Below are 14939 nucleotides of genomic sequence, written 5' to 3'. Positions count from 1 at the left end.
AACCCCGGCGAGCCTCGGTACGCCCCCGCAGGTACCCCGGTGCCTCGGTACGCGACCGGCCCCGCTCCTTCAGTCGCTGCTGAACGCGGCGTCGAAGGACGAGGTGGGCGGGTCGTAGTCGAACGCCTTCAGCCTTCTGAGCGCCTCCGGCGCCCCGGCCAGCCGGTCCATCCCGGCGTCCTCCCACTCCACCGAGACCGGCCCGTCGTACCCGATGGAGTGCAGCATGCGGAAGACGTCCTCCCAGGCCACGTCGCCGTGTCCGGCCGAGACGAAGTCCCAGCCGCGCCGGGGGTCGCCCCACGGAAGATGGGAGCCCAGACGCCCGTTGCGGCCGTCGAGACGGGTGCGGGCCTCCTTGCAGTCGACGTGGTAGATCCGGTCGCGGTAGTCGTAGAGGAAGCCCGTCGGGTCCAGGTCCTGCCAGACGAAGTGGCTGGGGTCGAAGTTGAGCCCGAAGGCCGGGCGGCGGCCGACGGCCTCCAGGGCGCGGGCGGTGGTCCAGTAGTCGTACGCGATCTCGCTGGGGTGCACCTCGTGGGCGAACCGCACCCCCTCCGCGTCGAAGACGTCCAGGATCGGGTTCCAGCGCTCGGCGAAGTCCTCGTAGCCGCGCTCGACCATGTGCGGCGGCACCGGCGGGAACATCGCGACCAGATGCCAGATCGAGGAACCCGTGAATCCCACGACGGTGCGTACGCCCATCGCCGCCGCCGCCCTCGCCGTGTCCTTCATCTCCGCGGCGGCCCGCTGCCGTACGCCCTCGGGCTCCCCGTCGCCCCAGATGCGGGCGGGCAGGATGCCCTTGTGGCGTTCGTCGATCGGATCGTCGCAGACGGCCTGGCCGACCAAGTGGTTGGAGATCGCCCAGCACTTGAGGCCGTACTTCTCCAGCAGCGCGCGCCGCCCGTCCAGGTAATCGGGCTCCTTCAGCGCTCGGTCGACCTCGAAGTGGTCGCCCCAGCAGGCGAGTTCAAGTCCGTCGTAACCGAAGTCGCGGGCGAGCGTGCAGACGTCTTCCAGCGGCAGGTCCGCCCACTGGCCGGTGAAGAGCGTGAACTGTCTGGGCATGTTCGAAAGCCTCCTGATCTCTCGGCTCGCCGTGCGGTGCGTGTGGGGCGTACGGGCGCGGCGTCTCAGCCGGCGACGGTGGTGTAGGCGCTGTTCTTCTCCGCGCTCTCCTCGACGGCCGCCAGCACCCGCTGCACCTGCAGGCCGTCGGCGAAGGAGGGTTCGGGGTCGGTGCCGGTGGCGATGGCGTGCAGCAGGTCGCGTGCCTGGTGCACGAAGGTGTGCTCGTAGCCCAGGCCGTGGCCCGGGGGCCACCACGCCTCCAGATAGGGGTGGTCGGCCTCGGTGACCAGGATGCGTCTGAAGCCGGACTCCCTCGCCTCGTCCGTGTGGTCGTGGAAGTGCAGCTCGTTGAGCCGCTCCAGGTCGAACTCCAGTGACCCGAGGGTGCCGTTCAACTCCACCCGCAGGGCGTTCTTCTTGCCCGCGGCCACCCGGCTGACCTCGAACGAGGCCAACGCCCCCGACACCAGGCGCCCGTTGAAGATGGCCGCGTCGTCGACGGTCACCGGGCCGAGCGCTCCCGAGTCGTCGCCGGGCAGCGGTCGCTCGGTCACGAACGTCTCCGTCTGCGCCGAGACGCCGGCCAGGGGTGAGCCCGCCAGATGCTGCGCGATGTCGATCGCGTGAGCTCCCAGGTCGCCGAGCGCGCCCGAACCGGCCGCCTCCCTGCGAAGGCGCCACGCCAGGGGGAACGCCGGGTCGACGAGCCAGTCCTGGAGATAGCTCACGCGTACGTGCCGCAACTCCCCCAGCCTGCCCTCGTCCACCATGCGCCGGGCGAAGGAGAGCGCGGGCGTACGGCGGTAGTTGAACCCGACCATCGCCAACTGCCCCCGCTTGCGGGCCTCCTGCGCCGCGGCCGCCATCTGCTCGGCCTCCGCGACCGAGTTCGCCAGCGGCTTCTCGCACAGGACGTGCTTGCCCGCTTCCAGGGCCGCGACGGCGATCTCGGCGTGGCTCTCGCCGGGCGTGCAGATGTCGACGAGCTGGACGTCGTCACGGGTGATCAGGTCCCGCCAGTCGGTCTCCGTCGAAGTCCAGCCCAGCCGCCCGGCCGCCGCGCTGACGGCGTCCCGGTCACGCCCGCACACGGCGGTCATGGCCGGACTGAGCGGCAGATCGAAGACCCGGCCGACGGTGCGCCAGCCCTGGGAGTGCGCCGCCCCCATGAAGGCGTAACCGACCATCCCCACGCCGAGCGGTGGCGCCGACCCGGCCGGCTCGGGCCGGACGGGCGCGGGGGCGGGCACGGTGTCGTTGGACATGGGACTCCTCCCTGTCGGGGTGTGCTGTGGGGGGTTGAACGGCCTCTCACGCACGGTGCGCGGTGACGGTGGTACGGCCGTTCCTACTTGAAGCCGGTCGGCAGGTACTCGTCGACGTTGTCCTTGGTGACGACGGCCGAGTAGAGCGTCATCGAGGCGGGGATCTCGAACTCGGCGAGCCCTCCGACTCCCTTGCCCTGTCCGAGCGCACGGGCGAGGTCGATGGCGGAGGCGGCCATCGTCGGCGGGTAGAGGACCGTCGCCTTGATGACGCTGTTGTCCGCCTTGATGGCGTCCATGACCCGCCGTGATCCGGCGCCGCCCACCATGAGGAACTCGTCCCGGCCGGCCTGCTTGATGGCGCGCTCGGCCCCCACGCCCTGGTCGTCGTCGTGATTCCACAGCGCGTCGAACTTGGTCTCGGCGCGCAGCAGTTGGGCCATCTTCGACTGCCCCGACTCGACGGTGAACTCGGCGGCCTGGCGGGCGACCTTCTTGATGTTGGGGTAGTTCTTCAGGGCGTCGTCGAAGCCCTCGGTGCGCTGCCGGGTCAGCTCCAGGTTGTCGATGCCGGCGAGCTCGACGACCTTGGCGTTCTTCTTGTCCTTGAGCTGCTCGCCGATGTAGCGGCCCGCGTTGAGCCCCATGCCGTAGTTGTCGCCGCCGATCCAGCAGCGGTAGGCCTGCTGTGAGGCGAAGACGCGGTCGAGGTTCACGACGGGAATGCCCGCGCGCATCGCCTTCAGACCGACCTGGGTGAGCGCCTTGCCGTCGGCCGGGAGGATGACGAGGACGTCGACCTTCTTGTTGATCAGCGTCTCGATCTGGCCGACCTGCTGGGCGTTGTCGTTGGAGCCCTCCGTGGCCTCCAGCGTGACGTCCTGGTACTTCCCGGCGCGCCGCTTGGCCTGGTCGTTGATGGCGTTGAGCCAGCCGTGGTCGGCCTGCGGCCCGGCGAAGCCGATGGTGACCTTCTTGCCGGGCTTGTCGTCGGCGACGTTCGCCTGGCCTGCCTCTTCCTTGTCGTCGTTGCTCTTGTTGCTGGTGCAGCCCGCCGCGAAGAGAGCAGCGCCGGCCGCGGCCGTGCCGAAGAGCATGTTCCTGCGTGAGGTGTTGTCGGCGTTGTGGGAAGAGTGCTGGTTCCCGTGCGTATCGGTCATGACGTCTTCCGACCCTTCTGGACCAGGACTGCCGCGACGATGATCGCCCCCTTGGCGATCTGCTGGACGTCGCTCTGAAGGTTGTTGAGAGCGAACAGGTTGGTGATCGTGGTGAAGACGAGTACTCCGAGCACGGAGCCGGTGATGGTGCCCCGGCCCCCGCTGAGCAGGGTGCCGCCGATGATCGCGGCGGCGATGGCGTCGAGCTCGTAGAGATTGCCGTTGGTGTTCTGGCCGGAGCCGGTGAGGACGATGAGCATGAATGCGGCGATGCCGCAGCACAGGCCGGAGAGCAGGTACAGCAGCAGGCGCTGCCGCTGCACCGCGATTCCGGCGAGCCTGGAGGCCTCGGCGTTCCCGCCGACGGCGACGGTGCGTCGGCCGAAGGTGGTGCGGCCGAGCACGAGCCAGCCCAGCACCGCCACGGCGGCGAAGACCAGCACCAGCGGCGGCACGCCCAGCACGTAGCTGTCCGGGACGCCGAGAGCGAGGACGGACTGCACGTCGACCACCTGCGTCTTGCCGTCGCTGATCAGCAGCGCGAGTCCGCGTGCCGAAGCGAGCATGGCGAGGGTGGCGATGAAGGGCACCATCGGCCCGTACGCGATGAGCATGCCGTTGACCAGCCCGCACCCCAGCCCGACGGCGAGGGAGCACAACAGCATCCCGCCGAGCCCGAACTCCTGGGTGGCCACCGTCGTCGCCCACACCGACGCGAGCGCCACGATGGCGCCGACCGACAGGTCGATGCCGCCGCCGATGATGACGAAGGTGACGCCGACGGTGACGACGCCGATGACGGAGGACTGGGTGAGGATGAGCTGGAGGTTGTCACCCGTCAGGAACTGTTCCGGCTTCGTCGCGGCACCGACGATCACCAGCGCGACGAGCACTCCGACCAGCGAGAGGTGACGCAGGTCGACCCGGGGTGCGCTGATCCCGCGCCGGGACGGCGAAGTGGGCGGCGGCGCGGGCTCCTTGACCGCGTCCGCACTGGGTGAGCTCAACACGACGGGCTCCCTTCCATGACGAGGTCCAGCACCCGGTGCTCGTCCAGCTCGCGGGCGGGGGCGGTGTGCACGACGCGGCCCTCGCGGAGCACCAGCACCCGGTCGGCGAGCCCGAGGACCTCCGGCACTTCGCTGGACACGAGGAGGACCCCGACGCCGGAGTCCGCGAGCCGGCGGATGACGGTGTAGAGCTCGGCGCGCGCTCCGACGTCCACGCCGCGCGTGGGTTCGTCCAGCAGCAGCACCCGGCAGTCGCGCAGCAGCCACCGGGCGAGGACGACCTTCTGCTGGTTGCCGCCGGAGAGCGTGCGCACGGGACGGCCGGGGTCGTCGGGGTGCAGGGCCAGGTCGCGGGTGTGCGCGCGGGCAGCCGCACGCTCGCCAGTACGGTCGATCCAGCCGCCGCGGGAGAAGCGGGGCAGCGCGGAGACCGAGACGTTGCTCGTGACCGATTCCAGCATCAACAGCGCCTGGGACTTGCGCTCTTCGGGCGCCAGGCCCACCCCTGCGCGAACTGCGGCGGTGACGTTCCCGGGGCGCAGCGGCTTCCCGTCGATGAGAACGCGGCCCGCCGTGGGTCGGCGGGCGCCGGAGAGGGTCTCCAGGATCTCCGAGCGGCCGGAGCCGACGAGCCCCGCGAGTCCGACGATCTCCCCGGGCCGCAGTTCGAGGTCGAGGGGCGCGAACTCGCCCGCGCGGGTGAGTCCTTCGGTCCGCAGCACGGGGGCCGGTGCGGCGGGTGCGGGCGCCGACGGCCGCTCGGGGAAGGCGTACTGCACGTCCCGGCCCGTCATCAGAGCCACGAACTCCCTTGTCTCCGTGGTCCGTGCGGGCATTCCGACGGCGGCCACCCTGCCGTCCTTGAGCACGGAGACGCGGTCGCCGATGCGGCGGATCTCCTCCAGCCGGTGGGAGATGTAGACGACGGCGACGCCGTCCGCGGTCAGCCCGCCCACGATGCGGAAGAGGTTGGAGACCTCGTCGGGGTCGAGCGCGGCGGAGGGTTCGTCCATGACGATGAGGCGCACGTCGTGCGAGAGCGCCCGCGCCATGGAGACGATCTGCTGTCCGGCCGCTGAGAGCGCGCCGACCGCGACATCCGGATCGATCTCGGGATGTCCGAGGCGCCGCAGCAGTCCCGTCGCGCGGGTGCGGGCGTCGCGTGCGCGGATGAAGCCGCGGGTGGCGACCTCGTTGCCGAGGAAGATGTTCTCGGTGACCGACAGGTGCTCCACCAGGTCGAGTTCCTGGTAGATGGTGGCGATGCCCAGGCGCATCGCGGCCACCGGCGTGGGCAGCCGTACGGGCTCGCCCTGCCAGCGGATCTCGCCCTCGTCGGGCTGGTGGGCGCCCGCGAGGACCTTGATCAGGGTCGACTTGCCCGCGCCGTTCTGCCCTAGCAGGCAGTGCACTTCGCCCGCTTCGACGTCGAGGTCGACGCCGTCGAGCGCGCGCACGCCGGGGAAGGTCTTGGTGATACGGGTCATCGTGAGCAGTGGAGCCGGTGGAGCCATGCGGGGCCTCCGTGCGTACAGGCAGACGGGACCGTGCGGGCGGTGCTGATGAGCAGGCGGACTGCGGGAGCGCTGAAGAACGGGTGTGCCGAACAGGAGCTGCCGTGCCGAGGTGCTGTGCGCGCGCTGTGCTACGGGGCCGTGCGTCCGTTGGGGGTCGGGTGCGGGCCGGGCGGGTGGAGTCGGATCAGGCCGGTGAGAAGAGGTGGTCGCTGATGAGGCGGGCCGCTCCGGTCACACCGGCGGCGGGGCCCAACTCGCCTAGGACGATGGGGAGGTTGCCGGTCGCCAACGGCAGCGACTGGCGGTAGACCTGGGTGCGGATGCTGGCGAGCAGGGTGTGGCCGAGGCCGGTGACCCCGCCGCCGATCACCACGAGTCCGGGGTTGAAGAAGCTGACGAGCCCCGCGATGACCTGGCCCACCCGGGCCCCGCCGTCGCGGATGAGATCGAGTGACGTGCCGTCCCCGGCCGCGGCGCCGGCCGCGACGTCCTCGGCTGTGAGGCGTCCGGCGGCCTCCAGCCGCGCGGACAGCTCGGCGGAGAGCCCCTCGCGGGCCGCCGTCTCCGCGTCGCGGGCGAGTGCTGAACCGCCGAAGTAGGCCTCCAGGCAACCGCGGTTGCCGCACGGGCAGGGGCGGCCGTCCGGCTCGACCTGGATGTGGCCGATGTCGCCGGCGCTGCCTGTCGTGCCACGGTGCACGTCACCGCCGACGACGATTCCGCAGCCGATTCCGGTGCCGATCTTGACGCAGAAGAAGTCCCGCACCGAGCGGGCGACTCCGGCCTGCATCTCGCCCATGGCGATGAGGTTCACGTCGTTGTCGACCATGACCGGGCAGCCCAGCTCCTGGCTGAGCGCCTCGCGTACGGGGAAGCCGTCCCAGCCCGGCATGATCGGCGGGGCCACCGGCACGCCTTCGGGGAAGCGCACGGGGCCCGGCACACCGATCCCGGCGCCGTCGAAGCCCTCGGCGACCCCGGAGTCACGGAGCTTGGCGACCATCCCGAGGACCTGGTCGAAGACGGCAACGGGCCCTTCGCGCACGTCCATCGGCTGATTGAGGTGGCCCAGGATCTCCAACTCGGGGTTGGTGACCGCCACATCGACGGAGGTTGCTCCGATGTCGACGCCGAGGAACCGGAGTTGAGGGGTGAGCCGCACGTTGTGGGAGCGGCGGCCGCCACGGGAGGCGGCTAGTCCGTCGGCGACCACGAGCCCGGTCTCCAGCAGCCGGTCGATCTCCACGGCGAGCTTGGACCGCGAGAGGTCGACCTGATCGCCGAGCTCCGCGCGGGAGTTGGGGCCGCCGTCGCGCAGCAGACGGAGAAGCCGCGCCTGATGCGCGTTCGCGGGCCGAGCCGTCATACGTCTCACCGCTGCCCCTCCTTCCCCTGTTGACCGGATTGACTGGGAACGTACCAGCGCTCTCCGCAATGGGGAAGAAGTTCTGCAGGAACTGCTTCGACTTTTCCCATGCAGTGGACAAAGCTACGGACAGGCGCACGGGCACGAGCGACGGGCGGGCAGGCCGGACGTACCTACGCGCGAGCCAACTCCCGTACGGCACCTGCTGGTTGGGGCCGCGGCTCACTCGCGTATTCGGCCCCGGGGCACGGCACGCCTCGCCGTACCCCCTCATCGGCGCATGGCGCCGGCGGAGCAGCGCGAAGCGCGTCGGCCGGACCTGCGTGCACATCCGCGGGGACCCGGGCTCACAGCGAAAGCCGCCCGGGGCGGGGAGCCCTGGGCGGAAGGAGTGGTGCGCGCGGGGGGACGCTCAGGAGCGCGGGCGCTCGTGGTACGAGCGGCGCGTGTGCTCCGTGTGCTCCCGCATGACGGCCGTCGCCCGTTCGCCGTCGCCGTCGGCGATGGCGGCGATCAACTCACGGTGCTCGATCCAGGATTGGGCGCCGCGCTGGCGGGCCACCGGCGTGTAGTACCACCTCACGCGGCGGTCGACCTGCCGCGCCAGCTCCGCCAGGACGGCGTTGCCCGCCAGGCCCATCACCCGTGCGTGGAAGGCGGCGTTGGCCTCGACGACCGTCTCCACCTCGTCACCGCCGACCGCGGCCTCGCCGCGCCGGCACAGCGCCTCCAGGTCCGCGATGCCCTCCGCCTTCGCGTTGAGGGCGGCGAGCCGGGCCGCTTCGGCCTCCAGCAACGTGCGCACAGTCAGAAGCTGGTCGGCCTCTTCCTCCGTGGGCTCGTGCACGAACGCCCCCTGGGCGGGGCGCAGATCGACCCATCCGTCGGTGTTGAGCCGCTGCAGCGCCTCCCGTACCGGCTGCCGGGACACCCCGAGATGCTGAGCCAGTTCACTCTCGACCAGATGCTGGCCCGGCCTGAGGGCACGAGTGGTGATGAGCTCGAGCAGCGCCTCGTAGACCCGCTCGCGGAGCGGACCGGGCCGCTCGAGCTTGGGCATCGCGCCTTCCGGCAGTCCAGCGGACAGCATGATGCGACTCCTGACCTCGACCCAGTTCTGGCTATTGGATACAGTCTACGGAGTGCACTGTCCTCGTGAACCGTGCAGTGCTCATCTTCTCGATGTTTGTGACACGACACACCTGCCTCGTGGGCCCGTTTAATGGCGCGCAGCCCGCCCCGCCCCCGTGCCAGTCTCCCGTTCCATGGACCACGACTGGACACTCGACGAACTCGCCCATGCGGGCCCCGAGCACCTGGACGCCCACTTCATCGCGGGTTTCGACGTCAAGCAGGGCCACCCCGACCCGGGGCCCGACATCGCGCTGCTGCTCGCACACGGTCTGTCCGAGCACTCCGTGGTGGTCGACTTCGGTGCGGGAACGGGCCAGTTCGCCGTTCCTGCGGCACGGCACTTCGGTCGCGTCGTCGCGGCCGAGATCTCCCCGGCCATGCGGGACGTCCTGCGCGGGCGCGCCACGTCCGAGGGCCTCGCGTCACTGGAGTGCGCACCGGGCGGCTTCCTCAGCTACGAGCACGCAGGCGCTCCCGCAGACGCCGTCTTCACCCGCCACGCGCTGCATCAACTACCCGATTTCTGGAAGGTCCTCGCGCTGCGCCGCATCGCCTCGATGCTCAGGCCCGGAGGGGTCCTCCGGCTGCACGACCTCGTCTACGACGTCGCCGCGGAGGACGCGGAGACCTTCGTGGAGGGATGGCTCGCCGGTGCGTCGGAGGACTCCACGGTCGCCTACACCCGCGCGGACCTGGCGGAGCACGTACGTACCGAACACAGCACGTTCCGCTGGCTGTTCGAGCCCATGCTCACCGCCGCCGGGTTCGAGATCACCGACTCCTCCTACCGCGGCTCCGTCTATGCCTCGTACACCTGCGTGAAGCGCTGAGCGGGCGGGAGACGGGGAAGAGAAGGTGACGGGAGAGGCGCGAGGAGGCCTGTGGAAAGGGCGCGCCGATGCGATCCGCCGTTCTCTGCACCCCCGGCGCCCGGCCGACGTGCCCCGTCCACGGCGGCACCCTCCGGCTCCGCGCGGCGATCTTCGAAGAAGCGGGGCGGTGCAGGCATCGGCACCCGTGAGCCACCCCGCCTCGCCGGAACCGGATAGCTCCGCGGCCGCCCCTCGCAAGGTGCGACAGCCGCCCCGTCCGCCGCCCCCGGCGCATACAGTCGACAAAATCTGTCAGACCTCTGGTCATCCCCACTTCAACTACCTAGTGTCCGGGCCATGACGACTGGGTTCCTTGATCGCACCCGTACTGTCGCGCCGGCGGGATGGAGCAGGTGGCTTGTCCCCCCGGCCGCCTTGTCGGTCCATCTCTCGATCGGCCAGGCCTATGCGTGGAGCGTCTTCAAACCCCCGCTTGAGTCGTCGCTGAACCTGTCCGGGACGGCGAGTGCGCTCCCCTTCCAGCTGGGCATCGTCATGCTCGGCCTGTCCGCCGCCTTCGGCGGGACGCTGGTGGAGCGCAACGGACCACGCTGGGCGATGGCGGTGTCACTGCTGTGCTTCTCCTCCGGGTTCCTGATCGCCGCCCTGGGCGCCTCGCTCGAGCAGTACTGGCTGGTGGTCTTCGGCTACGGCTTCGTCGGCGGGATCGGACTCGGCATCGGCTACATCTCACCGGTGTCGACGCTGATCAAGTGGTTCCCCGACCGTCCGGGCATGGCGACGGGCATCGCGATCATGGGATTCGGCGGCGGTGCGCTGATCGCCTCACCGTGGTCGGCGCAGATGCTCGAGACCTTCGGCTCCGACAGCGGCGGCATCGCCTCGGCCTTCCTCGTCCACGGACTCGTGTACGCCGCCTTCATGACCCTGGGAGTGCTGCTGGTGCGCGTACCCGCTGAGGGCTGGCGGCCCCCGGCCGGACGGGCACCGCAGGAGAAGCAGGAGAAGCGGACTCTCGTCACCACCGCGGACGTCTCGGCCCGCAATGCGGTGCGCACACCTCAGTTCTGGTGCCTGTGGGTCGTGCTGTGCATGAACGTCACCGCGGGCATCGGAATCCTGGAGAAGGCGGCGCCGATGATCGGCGACTTCTTCGCGGACACCTCCACCCCCGTCTCCGCCTCGGCCGCCGCGGGCTTCGTCGCCCTGCTCTCGCTCGCCAACATGAGCGGACGCTTCCTGTGGTCCGCGACCTCGGACGTGATCGGCCGCAAGAACATGTACCGCGTCTACCTCGGCGTGGGCGCCCTGATGTACCTGGCCATCGTGCAGCTGGGCGACGCCTCCAAGCCGGTGTTCATCACCTGCGCGCTCGTCATCCTCTCCTTCTACGGCGGAGGGTTCGCGACCGTCCCCGCGTACCTGAAGGACCTCTTCGGCACCTACCAGGTGGGCGCCATCCACGGCCGCCTGCTGACCGCGTGGTCGCTGGCCGGCGTACTGGGCCCGCTGATCGTCAACTGGGTCGCCGACTCGCAGGAGGGCGCGGGCCGCTCGGGCTCCGAGCTCTACGGGCTCTCCCTGTCCATCATGATCGGGCTGCTGGCGGTGGGCTTCCTCGCCAACGAACTGGTGCGGCCCGTGAACCCCAAGTATCACGAGCCCGTGAGCACCGCGGGCGCGACCCCAGGCCGAGCACACGAGGAGGCGGACGGGCGATGACGACCGGCGAGAGCAGCACGGCTGACGGAGGCGCTGCGGCGGCGGGGCCCTCACGGGTACCGCTCAGCGTCCTGGCATGGGTCTGGGTCGGCGTGCCGATGGCCTACGGGCTCTACGAACTGGCCCACAAGGCGGCACAGCTCTTCACCGGGTGACACCCCGCCCGTTGTCCCGTACGCCTTCCCGGGGCGGGGGTGACAGCGGGGACAACGGGCGGGACAATTCGGGCTGAAGCCAACTGCTGCAGACCTCTTGCCTGTTGAGCAAGCCGAAGTGTATACAATATTCTGTCGACCATCCAAGTTCCATCCCACGCTCGGTCCCCTCAACCGAACGGAGAGCGGATATGAAAGTCGCAGTGGTCGGTGCCGGTGCAATCGGCGCCTACGTCGGAGCAGCTCTACACCGTGCGGGTGCCGATGTGCACCTCATCGCTCGTGGACCGCATCTGGCGGCCATGAAGCAGGACGGTGTGCAGGTGCTCAGCCCGCGCGGTGACTTCACAGCACGGGTGCATGCCACCGACGACCCGGCCTCCATAGGCCCGGTCGATTACGTCTTCCTGGGGCTCAAGGCCAACTCGTATGCGGCGTGCGGGCCGCTGGTCCACCCCTTGCTGGGCGAGAAGACGGCCATCGTGGCCGCGCAGAACGGCATCCCCTGGTGGTACTTCCACGGGCTCGAAGGCCCCTACAAGGACCGCCGGGTCGAGAGTGTGGACCCCGACGGCGCCGTCAGCGCGGTACTCCCGCCGGAACGGGCCGTCGGCTGCGTCGTCTACGCGGCGACGCAGCTCAAGGGCCCCGGCGTCGTACAGCACATGGAGGGCACGCGCTTCTCCATCGGAGAGCCGGACACCACCGACTCCACGCGCTGTGCGGACTTCAGTGAGGCCATGCGGGCAGGCGGCCTCAAGTGTCCCGTCGAGGCGGACATCCGCAACGACATCTGGATCAAGCTCCTCGGCAACATCGCCTTCAACCCGCTCAGTGCGCTGTCCCGCGCCACCATGGCGCAGATCTGCCGCCACCAGGACACAAGGGCCTTGGTGGGGACGATGATGCGCGAGACGCTGGCGGTGGCGGAGGCCGTCGGGTGCCGTCCCGACATCTCCGTCGAGAAGCGGCTGGCCGGCGCCGAACGCGTCGGCGAGCACAAGACCTCCACCCTCCAGGACCTGGAGAGCGGCAAGCCCATGGAGCTGGACGTGCTCCTGGCGGCCGTGGTCGAGCTCGCCGCGCTGACCGGCACCCCCGTGCCGAAGCTCTGCGCGATACACGCCGTGACCGACCTGCTCGCACAAACCGTAAGGAGCGCAGCATGAGGAAACGCGACCGCGGGAAACCGCCGTCGACGCAGTACCCGCGACTGACACACCCCCTGGTGCGGGACGAGAAGGGCGGCCCGCTGCGCAGGGCGACCTGGGAGGAAGCCCTGGAGAAGGCGACGGAGGGCTTCCGCCGGATACGGGCGGAGCACGGCCCGGACGCCTTCGGCATGTTCTCCTGCGCGCGTGCGACGAACGAGATGAACTACGTCGCGCAGAAGTTCACCCGGGTCATCATGGGCACGCACAACGTCGACTCGTGCAACCGCACCTGTCACGCGCCCAGCGTCGCCGGACTCTCCGCCGCCCTCGGATCGGGCGGCGGCACCTCCTCCTACGAGGAGGTCGAGACGACGGACCTGATCGTGATGTGGGGCTCCAACGCCCGCTTCGCCCACCCGATCTTCTTCCAGCACGTGCTGCGCGGCATCCGCAACGGAGCCCGCATGTACGCCGTCGACCCGCGCCGTACGTCCACGGCCGAGTGGGCGGAGAGCTGGATGGGCCTCAACGTCGGTACGGACATCCCGCTGGCCCACGCGATCGGCCGCGAGATCATCCATTCCGGGCTCGCCAACCACGCGTTCATCGAGCGCGCCACGAGCGGCTTCGAGGAGTACAAGGCCGAGGTCGAGCCGTGGACGCTGAGCGCCGCCGAGAAGGTCACCGGTGTCCCCGCGGACGCCATCCGTGACCTCGCGCACGCCTACGCCACGGCCGAACGGGCGCAGCTGTGCTGGACGTTGGGCATCACCGAGCACCACAACGGCACCGACAACGTACGGGCGCTGATCAACCTGTCCCTGCTCACGGGCCACGTGGGGCGCTACGGCTCCGGCCTCCAGCCGCTGCGCGGCCAGAACAACGTGCAGGGCGGCGGCGACATGGGCGCCATCCCGAACAAGCTGCCCGGCTTCCAGGACGTGCTGGACCCGGAGACCCGGGCGAAGTTCGAGGCCGCATGGGAGACCACGCTCGAGCCGCGGCACGGGCGCAACCTCACCCAGATGTTCGAGGCCATGGAGTCGCGCGAGCTGCGCGCCGTCTACTGCATCGGTGAGAACCCCGCGCAGTCGGAGGCCGACAGCGGTCAGGCCGTGGAGCGGATGCAGGCGCTCGAACACCTCGTGGTGCAGGACATCTTCCTCACCAAGACGGCCGAACTCGCCGATGTGGTCCTGCCCGCCACCGCCGCGTGGTGCGAGACGGACGGCACCACCACCAACAGCGAACGGCGCGTGCAGCTCGTACGGAAGGCCGTCTCGCCTCCCGGTGAGGCGCGCGAGGACATCGACATCATCTGCGACATCGCCGGGCGGCTGGGCCACGAGTGGAAGTTCGCCGACTCCCAGGCCGTCTGGGACGAGTTGCGCTCGATCTCGCCCGACCACTTCGGCATGACGTACGACCGGCTCGCCGAGCACCACGGCATCCAGTGGCCCTGCCCCAGCACGGATCGGCTCGAACCGACCTATCTGCACGGACGGTTGTGGGAGTCCGACCCCGAACTGCGCGGCAAGCCCGCGGCGTTCGGCATCGTCAAGCACGACCCGCCGGTCGACCTGACCGACGAGGAGTACCCGCTGCGACTGACGACCGGACGGCGTCTGGACTCGTACAACACCGGTGTGCAGAGCGGGAGTTTCGCCTCGCCCCTGCGCCGCGGCGAGTACGTGGAGCTGTGTCCCGAGGACGCTGAGCTCTACGGCGTGACGGAGGAGGAGGAAGTGCAGGTGACCTCCCGGCGCGGATCGGTGGTCGCTCCGGTGGCGATCGACCACGCCCTGCGGCCCGGGCTGGCGTTCATGACGATGCACTTCCCGGACGAGGTGGACACGAACCAGCTGACCATCGAGGCCAACTGCCCCATCGCCGGCACCGCCGAATTCAAGGCGTCCGCGATCCGCATCGAGAAGCTGCCCGTAGCGGCAGGCGTGAGGAGCTGAGAGCCCGATGGACCTTCGCTTCGGTGACAGCAAGCCGACGGACGAGGAGAAAGCGGCCGTCGACGACCTGCTGGGCCCACCCGCGAGCGCCTGGGAGGGTGCGGACGACCGCAGTACCGCCGATCTGCGCTGGGCCCTCGGCGGCCGTGACGCGCGGGAGCGGCGGGATCTGCTGTTGCCGGGGCTGCACGCGATAAGCGACCGCGTGGGCTGGATCAGCGAGGGGGCACTCGCCTACCTCTGCCGGAGGCTGACGGTGCCCCCCGCTGAGGCCTACGGGGTCGCGACGTTCTATTCGATGTTCTCGATGCGTCCCCGCCCGGCCACCGTCGTGCATGTCTGTACGGACATCGCATGCGCGGCGGCTCCCGGCGCGGAGGACTTCCAGGCGGAGGTGGAACGCCGCCTCGGCCCCGCGGGCCAGGCACGCGACGGCGCCGTATGGGAACCCAGCCCCTGTCTGGGCCTGTGCGAGCGTGCTCCCGCCGCTCTGGCGATACGGGCGGGGGCGACCGGCTGTCCCGCGTCGGCCGGCTCCGGGGCCGAGCCCCAGGCGACCGGAGTTCACGAGCGGACGTACGCCAC

13 protein-coding genes are annotated in these 14939 nt (G+C 70.2%); 6 read left to right on the top strand and 7 right to left on the bottom strand.

Annotated features, from left to right (window positions below; translation table 11 throughout):
• Nucleotides 1-69 precede the first annotated feature (69 nt).
• The 7 genes from H5J26_RS20215 to H5J26_RS20185 all read right to left on the bottom strand — a co-directional run bounded on the left by H5J26_RS20215 (nucleotide 70) and on the right by H5J26_RS20185 (nucleotide 8482).
• A complete protein-coding gene (locus H5J26_RS20215) occupies nucleotides 70-1071 on the bottom strand; it encodes a sugar phosphate isomerase/epimerase family protein (protein ID WP_181767323.1) in 1002 nt (333 codons plus the stop codon).
• A gap of 65 nt (nucleotides 1072-1136) precedes the next feature.
• Entirely contained in the window at nucleotides 1137-2339 is a 1203-nt protein-coding gene (locus H5J26_RS20210; RefSeq protein WP_181767322.1) for a Gfo/Idh/MocA family protein, read from the bottom strand.
• 83 nt (nucleotides 2340-2422) lie between these two features.
• Entirely contained in the window at nucleotides 2423-3499 is a 1077-nt protein-coding gene (locus tag H5J26_RS20205; protein WP_235980846.1) for a substrate-binding domain-containing protein, read from the bottom strand.
• Nucleotides 3496-4509, bottom strand: coding sequence for an ABC transporter permease (locus H5J26_RS20200; RefSeq protein WP_309237993.1), 1014 nt, complete (start codon nucleotides 4507-4509; stop codon nucleotides 3496-3498). The genes H5J26_RS20205 and H5J26_RS20200 overlap by 4 nt, the downstream gene beginning before the upstream one ends.
• Nucleotides 4503-6023 carry a sugar ABC transporter ATP-binding protein gene (locus H5J26_RS20195; RefSeq protein ID WP_181767321.1) on the bottom strand — a complete coding sequence of 507 codons (1521 nt, stop codon included), beginning with the start codon at nucleotides 6021-6023 and terminating at the stop codon, nucleotides 4503-4505. Before H5J26_RS20195 ends, H5J26_RS20200 begins: the two co-directional genes overlap by 7 nt.
• 187 nt (nucleotides 6024-6210) lie before the next feature.
• The gene (locus H5J26_RS20190; protein WP_181767324.1) at nucleotides 6211-7392 is read right to left on the bottom strand and encodes an ROK family transcriptional regulator; all 1182 of its coding nucleotides are present in this window, start codon (nucleotides 7390-7392) and stop codon (nucleotides 6211-6213) included.
• Between the two features lie 412 nt (nucleotides 7393-7804).
• The gene (locus H5J26_RS20185) at nucleotides 7805-8482 is read right to left on the bottom strand and encodes a GntR family transcriptional regulator (RefSeq protein ID WP_181767320.1); all 678 of its coding nucleotides are present in this window, start codon (nucleotides 8480-8482) and stop codon (nucleotides 7805-7807) included.
• Between the two features lie 175 nt (nucleotides 8483-8657).
• On the opposite strand from H5J26_RS20185, the gene H5J26_RS20180 reads away from it, so the two are divergent.
• The 6 genes from H5J26_RS20180 to H5J26_RS20155 all read left to right on the top strand — a co-directional run.
• The gene (locus H5J26_RS20180; protein ID WP_181767319.1) at nucleotides 8658-9356 is read left to right on the top strand and encodes a class I SAM-dependent methyltransferase; all 699 of its coding nucleotides are present in this window, start codon (nucleotides 8658-8660) and stop codon (nucleotides 9354-9356) included.
• Nucleotides 9357-9695: 339 nt separating this feature from the next.
• Nucleotides 9696-11081 (top strand): OFA family MFS transporter, encoded by a 1386-nt coding sequence (locus tag H5J26_RS20175; protein WP_181767318.1) that lies wholly within the window; start codon nucleotides 9696-9698, stop codon nucleotides 11079-11081.
• Entirely contained in the window at nucleotides 11078-11236 is a 159-nt protein-coding gene (locus tag H5J26_RS20170) for an MFS transporter small subunit (RefSeq protein ID WP_181767317.1), read from the top strand. Before H5J26_RS20175 ends, H5J26_RS20170 begins: the two co-directional genes overlap by 4 nt.
• Nucleotides 11237-11427: 191 nt before the next feature.
• Complete coding sequence (locus tag H5J26_RS20165; protein WP_181767316.1) at nucleotides 11428-12405, top strand: 2-dehydropantoate 2-reductase; 978 nt, start codon at nucleotides 11428-11430, stop codon at nucleotides 12403-12405.
• The gene (locus tag H5J26_RS20160) at nucleotides 12402-14354 is read left to right on the top strand and encodes a molybdopterin oxidoreductase family protein (RefSeq protein ID WP_181767315.1); all 1953 of its coding nucleotides are present in this window, start codon (nucleotides 12402-12404) and stop codon (nucleotides 14352-14354) included. Before H5J26_RS20165 ends, H5J26_RS20160 begins: the two co-directional genes overlap by 4 nt.
• 7 nt (nucleotides 14355-14361) lie before the next feature.
• Nucleotides 14362-14939, top strand: a 578-nt coding sequence (locus H5J26_RS20155) for an NAD(P)H-dependent oxidoreductase subunit E (RefSeq protein ID WP_181767314.1), incomplete at its 3' end; no start/stop codon positions are given.

Origin of the sequence: Streptomyces albidus (ex Kaewkla and Franco 2022) (assembly GCF_013870515.1) — a bacterium.
Lineage (GTDB): Bacteria > Actinomycetota > Actinomycetes > Streptomycetales > Streptomycetaceae > Streptomyces > Streptomyces albidus.
Note: the sequence above shows the minus strand (reverse complement) of the source record. Positions and strands in the feature narration are given on the sequence as shown.

Bases quoted from the DNA above. Each gene is read 5' to 3' on its own strand.
- H5J26_RS20165 (WP_181767316.1), top strand. From the start codon at position 11,428: ATGAAAGTCGCAGTGGTCGGTGCCGGTGCAATCGGCGCCTACGTCGGA.
- H5J26_RS20170 (WP_181767317.1), top strand. From the start codon at position 11,078: ATGACGACCGGCGAGAGCAGCACGGCTGACGGAGGCGCTGCGGCGGCG.
- H5J26_RS20160 (WP_181767315.1), top strand. From the start codon at position 12,402: ATGAGGAAACGCGACCGCGGGAAACCGCCGTCGACGCAGTACCCGCGA.
- H5J26_RS20175 (WP_181767318.1), top strand. From the start codon at position 9,696: ATGACGACTGGGTTCCTTGATCGCACCCGTACTGTCGCGCCGGCGGGA.
- H5J26_RS20195 (WP_181767321.1), bottom strand. From the start codon at position 6,023: ATGGCTCCACCGGCTCCACTGCTCACGATGACCCGTATCACCAAGACC.
- H5J26_RS20215 (WP_181767323.1), bottom strand. From the start codon at position 1,071: ATGCCCAGACAGTTCACGCTCTTCACCGGCCAGTGGGCGGACCTGCCG.
- H5J26_RS20190 (WP_181767324.1), bottom strand. From the start codon at position 7,392: ATGACGGCTCGGCCCGCGAACGCGCATCAGGCGCGGCTTCTCCGTCTG.
- H5J26_RS20185 (WP_181767320.1), bottom strand. From the start codon at position 8,482: ATGCTGTCCGCTGGACTGCCGGAAGGCGCGATGCCCAAGCTCGAGCGG.
- H5J26_RS20210 (WP_181767322.1), bottom strand. From the start codon at position 2,339: ATGTCCAACGACACCGTGCCCGCCCCCGCGCCCGTCCGGCCCGAGCCG.
- H5J26_RS20180 (WP_181767319.1), top strand. From the start codon at position 8,658: ATGGACCACGACTGGACACTCGACGAACTCGCCCATGCGGGCCCCGAG.
- H5J26_RS20205 (WP_235980846.1), bottom strand. From the start codon at position 3,499: ATGACCGATACGCACGGGAACCAGCACTCTTCCCACAACGCCGACAAC.